The sequence below is a fragment of the Paenibacillus sp. J31R122 genome (assembly GCF_056269185.1).
The window spans coordinates 213,399-233,938 of record NZ_JBWDNM010000014.1 but is presented as its reverse complement, the minus strand read 5'-3'; the positions used below and the strand labels follow the sequence as shown (position 1 = coordinate 233,938).

Genomic DNA, 20,540 nt, shown 5'->3' with positions numbered 1-20,540 from the left:
GGACGGGATAAGCGCTGAAAGCATCTAAGCGTGAAGCCCCCCTCAAGATGAGATTTCCCAGTATGTAAGACCCCTTGAAGACGACGAGGTTGATAGGTTCGGGGTGGAAGCGCAGCAATGCGTGGAGCTGACGAATACTAATCGGTCGAGGGCTTATCCTAAATAAGTTTGCATGGACCCATACATCCAGCAGACAAACAGCTAAGGTTCAGGAAGACTACTTTCGTATCCAGTTTTGAAGGCGCAATTTTCTTGTGACTATATAAGCAATTAACTCACATTTGTGATTATTGCTCAGTCTATGAGATTCGCTTTTCAACCTCGGATTTATCCGAAGCTTACATATGGAGCTGTGGTGTAGTGGCCCAACATGCCTGCCTGTCACGCAGGAGACCGCGGGTTCGAATCCCGTCAGCTCCGCCATTTAAAATAATGAAATACAAATTTTGTTGGGGATTAGCCAAGCGGTAAGGCAACGGACTTTGACTCCGTCATTCTCAGGTTCGATCCCTGAATCCCCAGCCATCTATATGCGGAAGTGGCTCAGCGGTAGAGCATCGCCTTGCCAAGGCGAGGGTCGCGGGTTCGATTCCCGTCTTCCGCTCCATAATTTTCAAATGACAAATCCTTGCGATGCAAGGTTTTTTTATTTTCCGATTTCTATTTGCATATAGTTGGGTAACCTAATACAAACCGAAAGGGATATCATTAAAAAATAATGATATCCCTTTGTTGAAATATAAGAAGGTATAAGTTTCAACTTTTACTCGGCTCATATTTCTACGTGAAACGAGCTTATGCTGCCAAAGACGGCGATGGCCGTTTACACTTGTAAGATAAGGTATGGAGGTATAAGGTGATGCGGAAATTAGTTTTTTTTGTCGGTGGAGCCGGTGCGGGAAAGACGACCTTTGCCAAGGCTTTAGCTAGGCGGCGCGGAGCCGTCTTGCTTGATATGGATACCTTGCTCAGGCCGGCGGCAGTAGCGCTGATGACGCAAGCAGGGCTTGATCCGAGCGATAGAGATTCAGCTGCCTACAAAGCTCTATGCCGCGATCTAGGCTACCGTATTACAATGGATGCTGCGTTGGAGAATATAGACCTTGGAACGGACGTATTAGTTGTTGGGCCCTTCACCAAGGAAATGGCAGCTCCGCATTGGATCGAAACGGAGCTGGCGTTAATTGGTGCGACTCACCATGATGTAGAGGTGAAGGTCATTGTCGTAACTCTCCAAGATGAGCAGCATTATTTTAATCGCATCAAGCAAAGAGGCTCGGAATTAGATGAATGGAAGCTGACGAATTGGAATGAATTTAGTCAGTCGCTATCAGCTAGGGAATTGAAATGGAATATTCCTGCACGATTGATCTATCACATCGATAATTCGCAAGCATTAAAGGACGAGAAAATATCAGCGTTAGAATGGTTTGTTTACGGACCATCTGATTAAGCAGTCAAGCTCCTATGAACTTATCTTAACGCGCCTAGCTCGGCAAAAAGCTTCTTTGTCTGAGCGGGCTCTTTGTCGTTGTATATGACATATTTATCCTTAAGCTTAAACAAAATATAGGGCTGCGAATTTTTGAATATATACAGCTTTGTAGGGCCGTAGCTTTCTAGTGAGAAGTTGCCTCTGGCATACTCAGCAGTAGCTGTCCCGTTGGTTCTAAAACCTGTCGGAATCGTATCGGCAAGCGTTAAAATTTGAACATCCTCAATGTCAAAGCTGTACGTGTACATGGGATAAGTAATCGTTATTTTGCCATTATCCTCGATTTCAAGCGTAGGCGAGGTATAATCGGACTGTACTGCAAAGACGCTGACCAGGATGATAACAATTGCAGTAAGTAATATAGCGCTGTATTGGATGATCTTCCCTGTTTTCGTAGCTAAATTAAGGGTTTTTCCAATCCCGATACGCTTTGGTACCAGAACGCTTTTATCATTAGGGTTGTTATAAGTAAAACCATATTGCCAATATTCGTCGTCATCGGTATAAATGGTTTTATCAACTACGCTTGCTAAGCTGTTCTCAATTGTTTTTACTTTATTATGAATAAATAAAATACCGATAAGTGGGACTAAAGAAAGAATAATAAAGCTCAGCATCGATAGCACAGGGCTAATTAAACTTGAATTTTTCAAAATAGAATAAGCGACAATAGCGATACAGCTCTCGTAGATGGCGATCCATAGCCATAAGATTGACCAATAACGTTTGCTTGCGCTGTTGATTGCCGCATTTAGATTATTATTTTCGCTGAACATTTTTGTTTTCATTTTGCTGAAAGCCAGATACATAATAAACAGAATGACGATCATGCTTAATGAAGCGATTCCCGTGACTTTTAATAGGGGATTGGATTCCTGCGATCCTATAAAAATCGGAATAAGAGCAATAATGACCGGGATAATAAACCAGTAGGGCGAGATGATCTGAATTGCCTTTAAACGAGATACCTCGGTATCGACATTTACAACTCGTTTCTCCCCAACAAACCAATTCTGTTCTCTTTTTAGCAATGCTATCTGCATATGAGTCCTTTTGAACGGAATTTTTGACGTATAAATTACGCCGAAAATCCACAAAAACGTATAAATCAGTGCCATAGAGAAGTAGCTTGCGATAAAAAATAAGGGTAATACAAAAAGCATGGCTATTACGCTATAGATGATATATGACTTTTTGTAGCCCAGCTTGAATTGATTAATACGTTCGTCCTTAAGCGCATGATCGGGCAAGCTGACACCAAATAAAATATTGTTGTTTGGCCTAGTTTGTCGCCAATAGATCATAAGGATGGCAGCATAGGTGATTAAAATAGGGATAAGTAGCAAGATCACGTTCAAATGTGTGGCTCCTATTCTGTAATTATAATAATTACGGGTGCTAGTCTCGTATAAATGTCAGATAATATACGGATGAGTTAGGCTAATTTCAAATGCGTCGACGACCACCGCGTTCACGCATACAGTAATACAAATCATCCAACTTGTCAAAAAAGTGCTCCGCGAAATTTGGACATTTGAGCGTTTGAACCATTATAATAAAGAGTAATGGACACGGGTATTATCCAACTAACAACTTCAAGGAGCTACTTATATGATACGTTTTGGGATTATCGGCACGAACTGGATTACGGAGAATTTTATCGAAGCAGCAAGGGAAGCAGGAGGCTTTGCTTTAACGGCTGTTTACTCTCGCAACGAGGAAACGGCTAGTACCTTTGCAACCAAGCATGGAATAACTCATATTTTCACAGATGTTGAAGCTATGGCCGCAAGTGGAGAAATCGATGCTGTCTATATCGCAAGCCCGAACTCCTTCCACTCGTCACATGCTATTACGTGCATGAATCAAGGTGTTCACGTGCTTTGTGAGAAGCCGATAGCATCGAACGCCAAGGAATTACATCAGATGATAGCGACGGCAAAGGCTAATAATGTGCTGCTGATGGAAGCGTTAAAATCTACATTTCTTCCTAGCTTTAAAGCGATCCAAGAGAATCTACATAAAATAGGAACGGTCCGTCGTTATTTTGCGAGCTTTTGCCAATATTCCTCGAGGTATGATGCTTATAAAGCTGGCAACATACTTAATGCGTTCAATCCTGTATTCTCCAATGGAACATTAATGGATCTTGGCGTGTACTGCATTTATCCGCTAGTCGCTTTATTCGGAAAACCAGAAGCTGTGAAAGCAACAGCCGTTATGCTGGAATCTGGTGTCGATGGGGAAGGCAGCATGGTGCTCCAGTATCCGAATATGGACGCGGTTCTTATGTATTCGAAAATAACCTATTCCTCGCTGCCTTCAGAAATTCAAGGGGAAAACGGAAGCATCGTGATCGATAAAATTAGCGACTCTGTAAAAATCGAGATTCAATATCGTGACGGCACAAAAGAAGATATATCACGGCCGACTCGAAGCAATTCAATGTTTTATGAGGTGGCGGAGTTTATAGAGCTCATTAAGGCAGGACGGACGGAGTCATCGGTGAATACCTTTGAAAATTCCTTGGCGACATTAGAAATCGTGGACGAAGGCAGAAAACAGATCGGACTCGTTTATCCGGCAGATTTGAATAATTAAGCAATGATAGGTTAAGCCTCCCGAGCTTGGGGGGCTTTTTTTGTATACGTATAGGTTTCTATGATAACCATGACCTATAGCCTATTTATGTAAAACCCTCTTGACTTTATTCTTGTAAATGTCATAATGATAATATCAAATCGAAACAATAACAAATGAAATTGAGCAGGTGAGATGTATCAATGGGTGATAACGAATCTACTTATTCTGCAAGCCATTACCGTACACCTGATGGAGCTCCCGCAGATATCGTTATTTTCACAATAGTTTCAACGGAAAAGCAATCGACGAAGAAAGCGCTGCCTTCACGAGAGCTGCAGGTGCTGTTGATTCAACGGAAAATATGGCCGTATGAAGGAAAATGGGCGCTGCCAGGTGGATTTGCGAAGGAGACGGAAACGCTGTACGAATGTGCGAAGCGTGAGTTGAAGGAAGAAACAGCTATCGGTGATGTTCATATTGAATATTTCAACGTGTATAGCGCCCCCGGACGTGATCCGCGCGGATGGATCATCTCACACGCATTTCTAGCGCTTGTTAACGAGCGGGTGCTGGAGAATCGCCAAGCAGCAGTTGATGCTGCGGATGTAAGGCTGTTCTCGGTGGAAGAAGCGTTGAAGATGGACTTGGCTTTTGACCATCGTGAAATATTGACGGACGCTTTGAAAGAAATTCGCAAGAAGATGATGACAACGACAATTGCCAAGCAATTTCTTCCCGATGAGTTTACAATCAGTGAGCTTTATCAGGTTATTCAAACCGTTGTGCCTGCTTTCGAGGAACGAAACTTTATTCGCAAAATTACGTCAACACAGAGTCGTAAAGGTATCATTGAGGAATCGAGGAATGAGAACGGTGAATTAATGCATTCCAATCAATATTCTCAGCGAGCAGCACAATTGTACCATTTTACCGATGTGGAACCACAGTTATCTATTTATAGCTGACCGGAGACAAGGAGAATGATGACATGTTGAAGTTGAATGGATTTGAGCTTAACGTTAAGCAGTTTCCCAATGGGGAGACGATGGTGAACGGTGATGAAATTGTTGTGCATATGGCGGATTTCAATACGATTACATGGAAGTATGAGAATGACGGCGATCTTATTAAGCTGATGTTTGTGAAAAATTACTTGGATGACAGACGAGTCGCGTGTGCTTTAACGATATACTACATGCCCTATAGCAGAATGGATCGAGTAGAAGGGACATCGGCGTTTACATTGAAATATGTATCCGCGTTTATCAATCGATTGAATTTCGAGACGGTTACCATCATAGAGCCGCACTCTGACGTATCTCTAGCGCTTATAGATCGCAGTATTGGCAAGTATCCAACTATTCAATTGCTGGAACGAGTTGTTGCAGAGGTTGGCTTTAATCCAGAACAGGATTACTTATTTTACCCTGATGCTGGCGCGCAGAAGCGTTATAGCAAGGTAAATGGCTACAAGCAGCTTGTTGGCTTTAAGGTTAGGGATTTTCAGACGGGTCAAATTATAAGCCTGGATGTAGTAGGGAACGTGGACAGCAGAGGCTTCAAAGCGATTATAATTGATGATCTTTGCTCCTATGGCGGGACCTTTATGCGCAGTGCAGAGAAGCTGAAGGAAATAGGAGCCTCCGAGGTGTACTTACTAGTTGGACACTGTGAAAATTCGATTTATAAAGGTGAAATATTGGAAACGGCTTTAATTGATCAGGTGTTTACGACGAATACGATATTGGAAAAGTCAGAGCACGAAAAAATTCACGTATTCGAAATCGGAGGGATTTAACATGAACCAACCATTCGTTTATCCAGCAACGCTTCTATGTGATTTTTACAAGGTAAGCCATAAAAATCAGTATCCGAAAGGGACTGAGCTTGTCTATTCGACCTGGACTGCGCGTACGAGCCGTCTCGAAGACATTAATGAGGTTGTGGCCTTTGGCTTCCAATCGTTTATTAAGCAATATATGATCGATTATTTTAATGAGCATTTCTTCGCAAGAACAAGGGAAGATGTAGCGGCAGAGTACAAGAGAGTCATTCAATTCGCGCTTGGTACGCCAGAACCCGATGCGACGCATATCGAAGAGCTGCATGATCTCGGTTATTTGCCTATCAAAATTAAGGCTGTCAAAGAAGGTACGCTAGTTCCGATAAAGGTGCCGATGCTGACTGTTGAAAATACGAAACCGGAGTTTTTCTGGCTTACGAATTATTTGGAGACGCTGATGTCTTGCCAATTATGGATGCCTGCTACTAGCGCCACACTCGCATTCGAATATCGTAAAATTCTTGAAGGGTTCGCGCTTCAAACGAATGGCGATACGGCGGGTGTACCGTTTCAAGGACATGACTTCTCTATGCGGGGGATGGGATCGCTTGAATCGGCGCTTGGCAGCAGTGCGGGACATCTGATTTCGTTTACAGGTACGGATACAATTCCAGCAATTCTATATTTGGAAAACTACTATAACGCAAATATTGAGAATGAATTGGTAGGCACCTCGATACCGGCGACGGAGCATAGCGTCATGTGTGCGCACGGACGAGATGAAATGGCATCGTACCGTTATTTGATCAAGGATGTCTATCCAAATGGATTTGTCTCGATTGTATCGGATACATGGGATTTGTGGAGTGTGCTCGATGTCGTTATCCGTGGTCTGAAGGAAGATATTATGAGCAGGGATGGCAAGGTCGTTATTCGTCCTGATAGTGGAGATCCAGTCAAAATCATTTGCGGGGATCCAGATGGCGAGAGCGAGTTCGAGCGTAAAGGTGTCATTGAAATACTATGGGATATTTTTGGCGGAACGACAACGGCTAAAGGCTTCAAACAGCTGGATAGCCATATTGGAGCAATTTATGGCGATGCGATTACGATCTCGCGCTGCCAGGAAATTTGTGAGCGTCTAGCTGCCAAAGGTTTTGCTTCGACCAATATGGTATATGGAATCGGCTCGTACACTTACCAATACAACACACGTGATACATTCGGATTCGCTTTGAAATCGACCTTTACGATTGTTAACGGTGAAGAACGCAAAATTTACAAGGATCCAAAGACAGATAACGGTGTCAAAAAATCGCAAACAGGCCTCGTTCTTGTTACGAATCAGGATGGCGCAATCACCTATACAGATAATTTGTCGGTAACGGAATATGATCAGCGTAAAGCGGAGGATCTGCTGGAGATCGTATTCGAGGATGGAAAGCTAATCAGAGATGAAGCACTTTCGGACATTCGCGCGAACTTATTAAGTCATTTATAGGCAACCTTTTATTTTAACGATGAACCAGAAGATAAACACTTTGAAACTAGTGCTTATCTTCTGTTTTTTTTAACATGTATATAGGTTCTGTTAAGCTTTCTTAGCAGACCACATGGTCTCAATTTCCTCAAGCGATTTCCCTTTCGTCTCTGGCACTACGCGCCAAGTGAACAAGAAGGTGAACAGTGACATTACACCAAAAATCCAAAACGTAATTGAAGGCCCCGCAAAGCTAAGCATTGGCGGGAATGACTGAGAGACTACATAATCGGCAGCCCACAGCGCCATAGCAGCAATTGCGGTAGCTTTGCCGCGAATGCGATTTGGGAAAATCTCGGACATAACTACCCACACGACTGGTCCAAGCGAGATGGCGAAGGCAGCGACATATAGTAAAATAAAAATTAAAATTACAGGTCCGGAAGTATAACCTAAATGAAAAGCAATACCGATAACGAGTAAGCATACCGTCATCGAAGACGTACCTACAAGCAATAGTGCTTTACGTCCGACCCTATCGATAAGCCAAAGAGACAAAATCGTGAAGGCGAAATTAATGAAGCCAACAAAAATAGTTTGAATAAGGGATGCGTTCGTACCAGCACCTGTTGTCTTGAATATTTCGGGAGCGTAGTACATAACGGCGTTTATTCCGGTTACTTGCTGAAGGACAGCAAGCGCTACTCCAATAATTAGAGCGACGCGTAGTCCTGGTTTGAATAACTGACGGATGGACCCGCCTTCGTGCATAAAGGACTCTTTAATATCAAGGACTTCTTTTTTAGCCAGCTCTTCGCCATGAATCCGTAATAGTATAGGCAACGCATCTGCTGCTCTGCCCTGTTTAATCAACCATCGAGGACTTTCTGGCACAAACAAAAGCAAAATAAGGAACAAAGTGCCGGGAATAGCCCCGACTGCAAACATCCAGCGCCATGCGGTAGAAATACCCCAAGCTTCATCCCCATAATTAGCAAATCCTAAGTTAACGAAGTAAGTGAGGAATATACCGGTCACGACCGCAAGTTGATTTAAAGCGACTAATCGGCCGCGGTATTTGGCAGGTGCGATTTCTGCGTTATAGAGCGGACATAGGGTAGATGTGATACCAATACCTAAGCCGCCAATAATTCGGGCGATTATATAACTTGAGAATGTCTCCGGTACAGCAGAACCGATTGAGCCGATAATAAATAGGATGGCCGCTGCAAGGAGCACCTTTTTCCGACCGAACCTATCACTTAGAATTCCAGAGAAACCGGCACCGACGATACAACCGATAATTAAACTGGAAACAGCCCAGCCAATCTCCAGATCATTCAATTGAAAATGATGCTCCATAAAACCGATCGCGCCCGACACGACTGCTGTATCGAATCCGAATAATAAACCGCCCAATGCGGATACAATCGAAACTAACGTTACAAATTTGATGCTTACCTGCTTGCTTTCTGTGTCTGTACTTGTGTTTACTGCCACTCTCAGTTCTCCTTCCAGTCACTTCTCATCAAAACGACCTTCAGTATAGCATGAGAAAATGCCCGTCTAGGGGATAATCATCTTCACTTATGAGTGTTCTTCCCGCATTTATTTTAGACTATTCACTGTGAGCGCAGTAATTAGGAAGTTATAGCATATTGTTGTGTTTATAACACAAAAAAGTCCATGTCATTTGGACATAGACTGACTTTCTGATCCTTTCAAAGCTTGTGAAGCGTGACGCGGATTTGGGTTCACTCATCACTTCAATAGATTCCGATATTCAGTAGGTGTAATTCCTGTGACTCGTTTGAACACTCGGCTAAAATAATTAGGGTCTTTATATCCTACCTCGAAGCATACTTCTTTCAAGCTTACCTGATCAGAGGCCATTAACTCTTTCGCTTTATCAATCCGTAATGTGGTAATAAAATCAATGAACGTTATTCCAACCTGCTGTTTAAAAATTTTGCTGAAGTAGTGGGGGTTCAGATGAACGAAATCCGCTACCTCTTCAAGTGAAAGCTCATCAGTGAACCTTTCTAAAATATAGTTTTGCGCTCGGTCTAAGACTGTTAATGTTTGCCGTTCACGTTCCTCACGAATGTGCTCAAGAGCAGTAATTACGTAGGTTCTCTGCAAGGGCTCTGCATTAAAATCAGGCCTCTCTGTTTCTGAGACAGATGTTCCATCGCTATGCTTCAGCATTTCGAAGTGGCAGACATGTCCGTTATATTCATAATAGCTGGAAGCAAATACAGCCTCAAAATATGATTTGCGAAGTCCACTTGCTCCGTTCCTAGTCGCACCGATTCCGATCGAAACGATATATTGAAGCTGTCTTTCCGTTTCGGCTAATAGTTTTTCTCCGTATTTCGTAACAACCTCCATCCATATGGCATCGGAAGATCCGGTAGATTTTCGCAAGAAGATGGCGATATGGCGGTCAATTAAAGAACTCACAATACTGGATATCCCGTATGCTTTGGCAAATCCGCGGATCATATCGTAAATTTTGAGTTTATTGTGCAGGTCGATTAATTCAGGGAAAGCGATAACGATGGCACAGCCCTCATCTAGCGGGAATTCAAGCCACTCCGACAGCTGTTCTGCAGCCGTATCCAATATTTGATCGAACATGAACATTAATGCAAGCTCATTCTCCACTAAAGGCAGCAGTTGAGATACTTTATGCCGTAACGAAAGCTCGTCCTTTCGTTTGTGGAGATCACGTTCCAGCTCTGCGATAAGCTGTTTTAGGATGTCAATGATCTGATCACGCTTAGCCGGCTTGACTAAGTATTCTTTCACGCCTAACGATAGGGCTTCCTTCGCATAAGCAAAATAATCATAGGCGGTTACCAAGACAAACTTCGTATCGGGAAGACGTTCTTTTATTTCCTTAATGGCGGCGAGTCCTTGGATACCGGGCATATTAACATCCATCATTACGATATGCGGACGATGCTCTTCAGCCAGCTCGATTGCTTCTCGTCCATTTTCGGCATGGATAATATGGAATGTGTCAGGGAGCATACGTTGAATGATCCACTCGAGACCTTCTCGTTCTAATGCTTCATCATCGGCAATCAATAGGCGATACATGAATGTAGTCATCCTCCTTTCTAGGGTGTAGGGGGTATGAGAAGCGTGACGGTCGTTCCATGTCCAGGCGCGCTATCTATCGTTACGATATCATCATGTCCATAAAATAACTGTAGTCTCTTAAATACATTTCTGGTGCCAAACCCTGTAGAACGAGCGGTTCCCGGCTCAGCTTCAAGCCGCAGCAAAGCTTGTCTAACATCTTCACTCATACCGATACCGTTATCTGAAATAGCTATTCGCAAATATTCATCATCATATGTAATGTTCAACTGGATGACGGCCCCTTGTTCCATATGCTCAATTCCATGCAAGAACGCATTCTCAATAATTGGCTGCAAGGTTAGGGCTGGTATAAGTGTTTGTAATGCGGATTCATCGATGTTTTGCTCAAACCGAATTCGATCGCGAAAACGTGTCTGTTGAATGACAAAATATTGTTTAACATGCTCCAGCTCATCACCCAAAGTGACTGGCTGATCCAGCTTACGTAGATTATAACGCATTAAATTAGACATCGACACGATCAGATCACTTGTTTTCTCCGCGCCTTCAATTAGTGCCAGTTTAGACAATACATTAAGCGTATTAAATAGAAAATGGGGATTGATTTGGCTTTGCAGCGTTTGAAGTTCCAGCTCCTTAACAAGCCGATCCTTGACTATGTTTTCTTTATCTTTCTCAATGAATAGCATCAAATCGTTTGACATTTTCTCAAACGCGCCAGACAATATGCCCAGCTCGTCATTTTCACTTATCAGTGCGGGGCTCGTCGTCTTCAGATTGCCAGCGGCGATTTGTCTCACCCTTCTGACAAGCCGACTGACTGGTTCAGTGATGCTGCGTGAAATCCAGACTGCAAGCACCACACTCATTAATGTATTAGTGAGAAGTACGGCTGCTCCGAGAACGTTCATACGTTCATTTTGCAACTGGATTTGCTGGTGAATCGGTTGATAGAAGCTTAATTCCAAATCAATGAGGTGAAGGCCCTCATCACGAATAAAGCTAGTTGTTTTCTCCGCTTTTTCGTAGTAGGCAAGTGCAATGCTCGGCTCTTGCTCGGCAGTGGCAAGGATTGCGGCTTGTTCCTGATCTAGAAATGTTTCCAGCATATTGTTGTAACTTGTCAGAGCAGATGACTGAGGGGATGATCCCTTTTTCTCTACTAACAGCAAACGCAGCTGTTGTAATTGTTGTTGTTCTTTCTCCAGCTTCTCCCTCTTGCTGTCAGTGGGATCGATTAGATAACTGTAGAGAGTGCTGAGATGGTTTTCTGAAGTCTGGGCGGTTTGCTTATACAGCAGGATGTGATCCATCATCAAATTATAGCTCCGTTGTACCGTTTTCCCACTCTCAAACAAGAAGAAGGAGACGGAATTCGTAAGGAGGACAAGCAGCGGAATAAATAGCAGCAGCTTTGTTCGAATAGTCATTGGCTATTTTCCTTAGCTTCGATAGGGGCGATCGTAGTCGGGTCAATGACAAATGTATTTGTAAAATGCTGCTGAGGCGGCTTCATTCCGTTGAAATAGTCATGCAATAAAGAAATAGCTACATACCCCATTTCATAGGGCTGCTGCACGATGGTAGACGTAATCTGGTTCTTCCGTATGCCATCCTTCGTTTCTTCCAAATCGTCAAACGCGAATATACGCAGCTGTTCACTTTGAAGCCGCTTCTTGGCATCTAATATTCCTAAACCGTCTAGAGCACTGAATCCTACTAGATACTTGGTATCCGGGTGTCTTAATAATATCTCTTCAGCCTGTTTGGCTGCTTGAAGACGAGAGATATGGGATGATCGAACATCGACGATTATAAGCTCCGGATAATTAGTGATAGATGAGCGAAAGCCTTCGAGCCGAAGCCGCTGATTGTGCGCCTGCTCATCACCGAGCAGGACCCCTATACTGCCTTGGCCTCCTGATGCTTGTATAACTAAATCACCCATTTTTTTTCCCGCCTGAAAATTGTCTGTGCCTACGTAGTAGAGTCGGTTGCTATTTGGCTCATCTGTATCTAGCGTAATAATAGGAATTTCTAGGGTAGACGCTTCTGCAATTATCGTACGGTACTGAGGATCATCTATTCCTTGAATTAATATCGCGTCTGCTTTTTTGGTAATGCTCTTCTCTAACAGTTTGAGCTGCTCCTCTGGATTAATACGGAACGGGCCCATATATTCAAAATCCATCTTGAATTGCCGTGAAGCGTCTCGTGCCCCTTGCTCAATGGAGCGCCAATAGGGATTGTCCAACTCTTGAGAGATCAGTACGATACGCAGGGGGGCATTGTCACCTTTGATAGGCAAGGATAAAGGCTTGGTCAGCTCGCGAATTTTCAAAACTGAAAACAAGAAACTCAGGAGCAAGCACACAAACAGAATAGAAAGGATAAAGATAGTTACATTCCATTTTCGCGTCGACATGTTGAAGTCCCTTTCCGTCTGCATCGGTCAGTGGGTAATAGGAAACCATAGTGTAATAGAAAATAATAATAATTAGGAGTTGATTTAAGTATGTCTAATTCCACAACGAAAAAACCAGTTTTTCCTCCCCAGCATCAGAACAAGCAGCCAGGCATTGAATCGGAGATGAATCCTTTGCCTATCTACGAGTCGGGCACATATAAAGCTGCCGGCAAACTTAAGGGCAAGACTGCCATAATAACGGGAGGCGACAGTGGAATCGGTCGAGCTGTAGCGGTAGCTTTTGCGAAGGAAGGCTGCGATATTAGTATCGTCTATCTAAATGAGCATGAGGATGCCAAGGCGACGAAAGCGGCAGTGGAGAAACATGGTGTGAGAAGTATGCTTATTGCTGGAGATATCGGTTCAGAAACGTTCTGTAAGAGTGTGGTTGATAGTATGATAAAGGAGCTTGGTAAGCTCGATATCGTTGTTAATAATGCAGGCGAGCAGCATGTTCAGCAAAAGCTGGAGGATATTACGGAGGAGCAGTTGACCGCTACGTTCCGAACGAATGTTTTTGGGATGTTTTATTTGACGAGTGCAGCGATGCCGCATTTGAAAGCGAATAGTACGATTATCAATACAGCGTCTATTACGGCGTATCGCGGCAATCCTACCTTGATCGATTATTCGGCAACCAAGGGTGCCATCGTCTCCTTCACTCGTGCGCTTGCTACTAATTTAGCAGGGAAAGGTATTCGCGTTAACGGCGTTGCCCCTGGTCCCATTTGGACTCCGTTTATCCCTTCAACATTCGATGAGCAGGCGGTATCAACCTTCGGCTCTGATACGCCGATGAAGCGAGCGGGACAGCCGCATGAGCTAGCTGCAGCTTTCGTCTATCTCGCATGTGAGGACTCCAGCTATATGACTGGCCAGTTCCTCCATGTAAATGGAGGAGAAGTAGTTAACGGTTAATGGTGAGATGGCCTTAATTGGTGTGGCTTGTGATAATGACTGTTAGGTTGTATCATAGATACAATTCTAGCTAAAGCCATACCAATTGTACTTTATGGAAAAGGAGAATACATATGACAAATCAACTACAAAACCATTTGGAAAAATATGCGGATCTTATTGTAAAGACTGGCGTTAACGTGCAGCAAGGTCAGGAAGTGTTCATAACGGGAGCGATTGAGGCAGCTGATTTAATACGGTTAATCGCGAGCAAGGCTTATGCTGTGGGAGCGGGTAATGTCCATGTGGATTGGACAGATGATACGTTGTCCCGGTTGAAGTATGAGAAAGCGGCTGACGATGTGTTCACGCAGTTTCCTGAATTCGAAACGCTAAAACGCAACTCATTCGTAAAGCGTGGAGCAGCATTTATCTCGATTACATCCTCCAGTCCTGATCTGTTGAAGGGGATAGACTCGGGACGGATCGGTAACTATCAGAAGGCATCCGGCGAAGGGCTTAAAGAATTCAGACGGGCGATTCAATCGGATAAAGTAAGCTGGACGGTTGTAGCGGCAGCCGGCAAGGAATGGGCGGCTAAAGTTTTCCCGGAAGCAGGAGAGTTAGAAGCAGTAGAATTGCTTTGGAATGCTATTTTCGATTCTGTCCGTCTGCATGCAGCTGATCCGGTTAAGGCGTGGGAAGAGCATAACGCTACCCTTCACAGCAAGGCGACGACTTTGAACGAGAACCAAATTCAGAAGCTGCACTATACTGCTCCAGGTACGGATCTGACAATTGAGCTGTCCGATAAACATATTTGGGTAGCGGCTGGCAGTACAAATCAGAATGATGTATCATTTATGGCCAATATGCCGACAGAAGAAGTATTTACGGTGCCGCTCAAAACAGGAGCGAACGGTTATGTATCAAGCACAAAGCCTTTAAGCTACGGCGGCAATATTATTGATCGTTTCAAGCTCACCTTCGAGAACGGCCGCATTGTGAAGACAGAGGCTGAGGAAGGCCATGAATTTTTGGAGAAGCTTGTTGAAATTGATGAGGGCTCACATTATCTAGGAGAGGTTGCGCTTGTACCTCACAAATCTCCAATTTCGGAGTCCAATATTTTGTTCTACAACACTTTATTTGACGAAAATGCTTCGAACCACCTTGCTATCGGCAGCGGTTATGCCTTTAATATCGTTGGCGGAAAAGCGATGACGGCAGAAGAGCTCGTTGAGAACGGGGTCAACTCCAGCATTACACATAATGATTTCATGATTGGCTCAGCTGAGATGGATATCGATGGAATCAAAAGAGATGGTACAATCATACCGATATTCCGCAAAGGCAACTGGGCGATATAACATATCGTAAACAGGAGAAGGAGCAGCAGTGTCGATTTAATCGGCCTGCGGCTCCTTTTTTTATCGCCAATATAGGTCTAAGGCGTATATATTTACAAATAAAAGGAGTTTACCCAATTGGCTATATGACATTTGTCATATATACGAGTTGACGTTTATGACTACAACTTGCCTGCACTTTTCTTTACAATAAGATTAGAATACAGCGGTAGACGTTCCGTGATCCATGCCAAGCGTCATATTGAGGAGGAATAATTCGATGACAGAGCCGAAACAAGCTAACTTAAAAAAAACAATCGCTCCTTATGAAAAAACGGATTTGAAATCGAGTGTCAGACAGCTTATTAACACGTTGGTACCACTAGTGCTGCTATGGTACGCGGCTTATTATAGCCTTTCGATATCTTACTGGCTTACACTTGCTCTGGGGATTGTTACTTCGGGGTTTGTTATTCGAACATTCATCATTTTCCATGACTGCACGCACGGCTCGTTCTTCAAAAGCAGATTAGCCAATGACATCGTAGGAACGATTACTGGCGTAGTTGCTCACGTTCCATATAAACAATGGAAAAATTCTCATGCTATTCATCATGCAACGAGCAGCAACCTTGATAAAAGAGGTACTGGCGATATGTGGGTTCTAACCGTAGAGGAATATGCGGCAGCGCCGTTAATGCGCCGTATCGCGTATCGTCTTTACCGTCATCCGATCGTCATGTTCGGTCTCGGCCCAATCGGCGTATTTTTAATTCAATATCGCTTTAATGTTAAAGGTGCTAAAAGTAAAGAACGCAACAACACCTATTTGGTTAATTTACTTCTCGTCTTATTATATACAGGGCTGTATTTTGCAATTGGTTGGAAAGCTATACTTCTGGTACAGGGTCCGGTATTTTTCGTTTCTGGTATGCTCGGTATCTGGTTGTTTTATGTACAGCATCAGTTTGAAGACTCTTACTTCGAGAACAATGAAGAGTGGAGTTATGTCAATGCTGCTGTAGATGGCAGTTCATATTATAAATTGCCTAAAGTATTGCAATGGATCACAGGAAACATCGGCTTCCATCACGTTCATCACCTAAGTTCAAAGGTGCCGAACTACTATTTAGAGCAAGCTCATAATAATACACCGCCGCTTCATAAAGCTACGACGATTACGATTCTTCAAAGCTTAGACTCGCTTCGCTTCCGTTTATGGGACGAGACAAACAAAAAGTTTGTCAGCTTTAAGAGCGTTAAGCAGCGCCTTCGTAAACAGGGTCCTGTTGATGCCGCAGCAGCTGCTACATCAGCAGCTGCTGAGAGTTTGAAGGCTGCGCGTCCTAGTCTGCAAGGAAAATAATTGCCCGTACAAACGGATATGTTAAAATGAATAGGATCCTTACATTTCAATGGATTAGATCAATAAAAAAGGGCGGACGGCCAATGAGTAAGTGGTATCAAATCTTTCACAAAAACACTGGTCTAAGCCCTTATGTATGGTTGGTTTTCTACATCCTACCATTTTACTTTATATTCAGTTCGACCTCTGCTTACCAAGCGGCTGCAGGTATTGGGATGATCCTTTTATTTTTCATCTGTTATTGGCTGTCCTTTGTTTCCAAAGGATGGCTTGTCTATTTCTGGACTAGTGTACAAATCATCATATCCGTTGCGATGACCTTGTTGTTCAGCTATGTGTACTTCTCGATTTTTTTAGCGTTTTTTATAGGGAATATTAAAAACCGGGCAGGTTTTTTTACACTTTATACGATTCATATTGTAAGTACATTTATTACGGTTAATTATGGATTTGCGACGCAGAACTCTTTGTTCTTTACACAGTTTCCGTTTATCCTTATCAGTCTGATCGTCGTCATCCTTCTTCCCTTTAACACTTATAATAGCAAGATGCAGGGTAAGCTGGAGGATCAGCTGGAGGATGCCAACAAACGGATCTCAGAGCTTGTGAAGATGGAAGAACGACAAAGAATTGCGCGTGATTTGCACGATACCCTTGGTCAAAAACTATCTCTCATCGGTTTGAAGAGTGATTTGGCCGGGAAATTGATGATTAAAAACCCAGCACAGGCGCAAGCGGAAATGAACGATGTTCGTCAAACGGCAAGAACGGCTTTGAAGGAAGTTAGGGAAATGGTTACACAAATGCGCGGCACGAGGCTTGAGGACGAGATGTTTCGCGTGAGGCAAATTTTGAATGCGGCGGATATCGAGTTCCATTTGGAAGGAGATCCTAAGCTTACCAATACATCACTGCTTACTGAAAATGTGCTTAGCATGTGCCTAAAGGAAGCAATAACGAATGTCGTTAAGCATAGCGGCGCATCGGAATGTTTCGTCACTATTGAGTCGTCGCAAACCGAGCTTATTGTCCATGTGAAAGATAACGGTGTAGGAATTGCGGTACCGCGTAGAAATAATAACGGCCATGGTCTGCAAGGAATGAAGGAAAGACTTGAGTTTGTTAACGGCAGTATGGAAATTATAGCGGATGACGGAGTATCACTCATCATAAGGGTGCCTAATGTAGTCAAACAACCAATAAAGGAGTCGAGGGTATGATACGTATAGTAATTGCCGAGGATCAGCGAATGCTGCTTGGTGCCCTCTCTTCGTTGCTTGATTTAGAAGAAGATATGAAGGTAGTGGGGAAAGCAAGTAATGGTGAGGAAGCCATTAGCTTAGCTGGGCAGCTTAAGCCTGATATTTGTATTATGGACATCGAAATGCCTGCAAAAAGCGGACTAGAAGCAGCTGAGGATATTAAAGGATTAGGTATAAAAGTCATTATACTGACGACCTTTGCGCGGTCAGGCTACTTCGAACGCGCGCTTAAGGCAGGCGTGAGCGGTTATTTGCTGAAGGATAGTCCGAGCGAGGAGCTTGCGAGCTCCATACGCAGTGTCATGGCAGGTCGACGCATCTATGCGTCGGAGCTTGTGGATGAGGCATACGGCCAAGAAAATCCATTAACCGAGCGAGAAAAGGAAGTTTTAGGACTCGTGGCAGACGGGAAAAATACGAAGGAAATCGCCAGTGAGCTTTTTATTACAACGGGTACAGTACGTAATTACATTTCTGTTATACTAGAAAAGCTGAATGTAAGTAACCGAATCGAAGCGATTACTCGCTTTAAGGAAAAGGGTTGGTTTAAATGAAAGGCAAAGATGAAGGCCAACTGACAAAATAGGGTTGGCTTTTTTTGTTTTTTAATAGATAAGAATACTTTATCCTTAGAGGACGCTGACAGTCGTTTACGCTTATGACATAAAAATTCTTTGGTAGGAAAAAGTAAGACAAAGAGGTGAATAGGATGGATGGTCCTAATTTAACATTACATACAGATAAATATCAAATCAATATGATGTATGCGCATTGGATGCAGGGAAGCATGAACGAGAAAGCGATATTTGAGGTTAATTTTCGCAAGCTGCCCTTTGGTAACGGCTATGCTGTGTTTGCTGGACTGGAGAGAATTGTTCAGTATATTCGTTCACTGAGCTTTGGGGCCGAGGAAATTGCATATTTGCGTTTGCAGGAAGAAAATTATAAAGAGGAATTTTTGGAGGAGCTGCGTCATTTTAGCTTCAAAGGGAATATCCATTCGGTAGAAGAAGGTACGCTTGTCTTTGCGAATGAACCGTTGCTGCGAGTGGAAGCGCGAGTGTTTGAAGCGCAGCTGATTGAAACGGCTATTTTAAATATGCTGAATTACCAGACGTTAATCGCTACCAAGGCGTCGCGTATTAAACAGGTTGCGCCTAATGATATTTTGCTTGAGTTTGGTACAAGAAGAGCCCAAGAGGCGGATGCTGCGATATGGGGGGCGAGAGCAGCCTACATAGCCGGCTTCCATGCGACTTCCAATATGCGAGCGGGGATGATTTTCGGTATTCCGGCCAAGGGCACACATGCGCATTCATGGGTACAGGGTCAAGATACGGAAGAGGATGCTTTTCGCAAATATGCTGAAGCACTGCCTGATCATGTGACTTTACTGGTCGATACGTATGATACATTAAAAAGCGGTGTGCCGAATGCGATAAAGATCGGAAAGCTTCTTGAGGAGCAAGGTAAAAAATTGAAAGGCATTCGTCTTGACAGCGGCGATCTGGCTTATCTCTCACAGATGGCTCGTATGCAGCTTGATGAAGCGGGCCTTCCTTATGTAAAAATTGTTGCATCTAACGATTTAGATGAAAATCTGATTTTTAATCTAAAAGGGCAAGGGGCAAAAATTGATAGCTGGGGAGTTGGAACCAATCTCATAACTGCAGCAGATCAGCCCTCACTCGGCGGCGTATATAAGCTGGTTGCGCGGGAGAAGGAAGGGACGTATGTTCCTGTTATTAAAATATCAGCCAATCCAGAGAAGGTATCAACCCCCGGCTTTAAGGAGGTATACCGCATTATAAATAAGGAGACTGGTAAAGCGGAAGCAGATTATATTACGCTCAAGGATGAGGAGCATCTTCAGAGAGGTGAACGAGTCAAGCTCTTTGATCCTGTCCATCCGTATATTCATAAATATATAGACAACTACTCTGCTGTTCCTTTATTAAAACCCATTTTTTCGGATGGTGAGCTTGTTTATGAAATACCATCACTTGAGCAAATTCGAGTTCATCATCAGAAGCAGCTTGAGTTCTTTTGGCCGCAATATTTACGCAAGCTGAATCCCGCAGAATACCGTGTCAATTTAAGTGAAGAGACATGGAAGCTGAAGATGGACTTAATCAAGCAGTATCATATGTAATTTGTACTCGTTGTCCTGCTCAACAAATAGGGGCTCCTTAGGCTGGAGCCCCTATTTGTATATAACAATACTTTAGGAAACGGTGATTTTGCCGACCATATTAGTGTGACCAGAACCGCATTGAATCGAGCAATGGTAATCAAAAACACCGGCTTCTTTTACTGTGAAAGTAGCAGTTTCGCCATTAGTGACGTTGACATTCAAACCTGGGATTTGCAGACCGTGATTGCCGTTTACATTTTTAAGTGTAAGCTTGACCGTGTCTCCGACATTCAGTTTAATATCCTTCTGATCGAATTCGAAATTTGTAGCTGAAATAGTGATCTCTTTCGTTTGACTAGTGCCGCCTCCAGCAGTAGGGCTTGGTGCGACGTTAGTTCCGTTGTTGACATTGTTTTTCCCGCATGCGCTTAGAGCTAGTACCAATGTCAAAGCAGTTATCGTCAAAACGAGATATAGCAGCCTCTTATTCATGGTGTATTCCTCCTGTGTAGGAAAGGTGTAATGGTAAAACAAATACCGATCCATTATCCTTTAACCTACCCGATTTATTGTTCTTTTAAACCTGCGAAGAGGCGTATGACGATAAATCAGA

17 protein-coding genes, 3 tRNA genes and 1 rRNA gene are annotated in these 20,540 nt (G+C 43.4%); 15 read left to right on the top strand and 6 right to left on the bottom strand.

The features are described from left to right. The 5 genes from AC0YN7_RS22555 to AC0YN7_RS22535 all read left to right on the top strand — a co-directional run. Nucleotides 1-161 (top strand): 23S ribosomal RNA (locus AC0YN7_RS22555); the annotation flags it as partial. Between the two features lie 185 nt (nt 162-346). Beyond that, nucleotides 347-423 (top strand) — tRNA-Asp (locus tag AC0YN7_RS22550). Nucleotides 424-450: 27 nt separating this feature from the next. Further along, nucleotides 451-525 (top strand) — tRNA-Gln (locus AC0YN7_RS22545). 7 nt (nt 526-532) lie between these two features. After that, nucleotides 533-607, top strand: a tRNA-Gly gene (locus AC0YN7_RS22540). A gap of 252 nt (nt 608-859) precedes the next feature. Then, entirely contained in the window at nt 860-1,453 is a 594-nt protein-coding gene (locus tag AC0YN7_RS22535) for a P-loop nucleotide/nucleoside kinase family protein (protein ID WP_475812272.1), read from the top strand. 20 nt (nt 1,454-1,473) lie between these two features. On the opposite strand, the gene AC0YN7_RS22530 is transcribed toward AC0YN7_RS22535, so the two are convergent. Continuing rightward, nucleotides 1,474-2,847 carry a DUF5808 domain-containing protein gene (locus tag AC0YN7_RS22530; RefSeq protein WP_475812290.1) on the bottom strand — a complete coding sequence of 458 codons (1,374 nt, stop codon included), beginning with the start codon at nt 2,845-2,847 and terminating at the stop codon, nt 1,474-1,476. Nucleotides 2,848-3,106: 259 nt separating this feature from the next. Between AC0YN7_RS22530 and AC0YN7_RS22525 the strand changes: the two genes are divergently transcribed. The 4 genes from AC0YN7_RS22525 to AC0YN7_RS22510 all read left to right on the top strand — a co-directional run bounded on the left by AC0YN7_RS22525 (nt 3,107) and on the right by AC0YN7_RS22510 (nt 7,362). Further along, nucleotides 3,107-4,096 carry a Gfo/Idh/MocA family protein gene (locus tag AC0YN7_RS22525; RefSeq protein ID WP_475812271.1) on the top strand — a complete coding sequence of 330 codons (990 nt, stop codon included), beginning with the start codon at nt 3,107-3,109 and terminating at the stop codon, nt 4,094-4,096. Nucleotides 4,097-4,278: 182 nt separating this feature from the next. Further along, nucleotides 4,279-5,043 carry an NUDIX domain-containing protein gene (locus tag AC0YN7_RS22520; protein WP_475812270.1) on the top strand — a complete coding sequence of 255 codons (765 nt, stop codon included), beginning with the start codon at nt 4,279-4,281 and terminating at the stop codon, nt 5,041-5,043. Between the two features lie 23 nt (nt 5,044-5,066). Beyond that, nucleotides 5,067-5,876: a ribose-phosphate pyrophosphokinase gene (locus AC0YN7_RS22515; protein ID WP_475812269.1), complete on the top strand. Its 810-nt coding sequence runs from the start codon at nt 5,067-5,069 to the stop codon at nt 5,874-5,876. 1 nt (nt 5,877) lies between these two features. Beyond that, on the top strand, nt 5,878-7,362 hold the full coding sequence (locus AC0YN7_RS22510) for a nicotinate phosphoribosyltransferase (protein WP_475812268.1): 1,485 nt from the start codon (nt 5,878-5,880) through the stop codon (nt 7,360-7,362). Between the two features lie 90 nt (nt 7,363-7,452). Here the strand turns inward: AC0YN7_RS22510 and AC0YN7_RS22505 are convergent, their stop codons facing one another. From AC0YN7_RS22505 to AC0YN7_RS22490, 4 genes are all read right to left on the bottom strand, one after another. Then, complete coding sequence (locus tag AC0YN7_RS22505; RefSeq protein ID WP_475812267.1) at nt 7,453-8,841, bottom strand: sugar porter family MFS transporter; 1,389 nt, start codon at nt 8,839-8,841, stop codon at nt 7,453-7,455. Nucleotides 8,842-9,102: 261 nt separating this feature from the next. Then, a complete protein-coding gene (locus tag AC0YN7_RS22500) occupies nt 9,103-10,446 on the bottom strand; it encodes a response regulator transcription factor (protein ID WP_475812266.1) in 1,344 nt (447 codons plus the stop codon). 20 nt (nt 10,447-10,466) lie between these two features. Then, the gene (locus tag AC0YN7_RS22495) at nt 10,467-11,882 is read right to left on the bottom strand and encodes a sensor histidine kinase (protein WP_475812265.1); all 1,416 of its coding nucleotides are present in this window, start codon (nt 11,880-11,882) and stop codon (nt 10,467-10,469) included. Then, nucleotides 11,879-12,877: a substrate-binding domain-containing protein gene (locus AC0YN7_RS22490; RefSeq protein ID WP_475812264.1), complete on the bottom strand. Its 999-nt coding sequence runs from the start codon at nt 12,875-12,877 to the stop codon at nt 11,879-11,881. Before AC0YN7_RS22490 ends, AC0YN7_RS22495 begins: the two co-directional genes overlap by 4 nt. A gap of 90 nt (nt 12,878-12,967) precedes the next feature. Between AC0YN7_RS22490 and AC0YN7_RS22485 the strand changes: the two genes are divergently transcribed. The 6 genes from AC0YN7_RS22485 to AC0YN7_RS22460 all read left to right on the top strand — a co-directional run bounded on the left by AC0YN7_RS22485 (nt 12,968) and on the right by AC0YN7_RS22460 (nt 19,945). Beyond that, nucleotides 12,968-13,837 carry an SDR family oxidoreductase gene (locus AC0YN7_RS22485; RefSeq protein ID WP_475812263.1) on the top strand — a complete coding sequence of 290 codons (870 nt, stop codon included), beginning with the start codon at nt 12,968-12,970 and terminating at the stop codon, nt 13,835-13,837. A gap of 113 nt (nt 13,838-13,950) precedes the next feature. Beyond that, entirely contained in the window at nt 13,951-15,186 is a 1,236-nt protein-coding gene (locus AC0YN7_RS22480; protein ID WP_475812262.1) for an aminopeptidase, read from the top strand. A 259-nt stretch (nt 15,187-15,445) separates the two neighbouring features. Further along, nucleotides 15,446-16,531 (top strand): Delta(5) desaturase DesA, encoded by a 1,086-nt coding sequence (desA, locus tag AC0YN7_RS22475; protein WP_475812261.1) that lies wholly within the window; start codon nt 15,446-15,448, stop codon nt 16,529-16,531. An 83-nt stretch (nt 16,532-16,614) separates the two neighbouring features. Further along, on the top strand, nt 16,615-17,751 hold the full coding sequence (locus AC0YN7_RS22470; protein ID WP_475812260.1) for a sensor histidine kinase: 1,137 nt from the start codon (nt 16,615-16,617) through the stop codon (nt 17,749-17,751). Then, nucleotides 17,748-18,347 (top strand): response regulator, encoded by a 600-nt coding sequence (locus AC0YN7_RS22465; protein ID WP_475812259.1) that lies wholly within the window; start codon nt 17,748-17,750, stop codon nt 18,345-18,347. The genes AC0YN7_RS22470 and AC0YN7_RS22465 overlap by 4 nt, the downstream gene beginning before the upstream one ends. A 155-nt stretch (nt 18,348-18,502) precedes the next feature. Beyond that, nucleotides 18,503-19,945: a nicotinate phosphoribosyltransferase gene (locus AC0YN7_RS22460; RefSeq protein WP_475812258.1), complete on the top strand. Its 1,443-nt coding sequence runs from the start codon at nt 18,503-18,505 to the stop codon at nt 19,943-19,945. 72 nt (nt 19,946-20,017) lie between these two features. Here AC0YN7_RS22460 and AC0YN7_RS22455 read toward each other — a convergent pair whose 3' ends face one another. Beyond that, nucleotides 20,018-20,419 (bottom strand): cupredoxin domain-containing protein, encoded by a 402-nt coding sequence (locus AC0YN7_RS22455; RefSeq protein ID WP_475812257.1) that lies wholly within the window; start codon nt 20,417-20,419, stop codon nt 20,018-20,020. Nucleotides 20,420-20,540 lie beyond the last annotated feature (121 nt).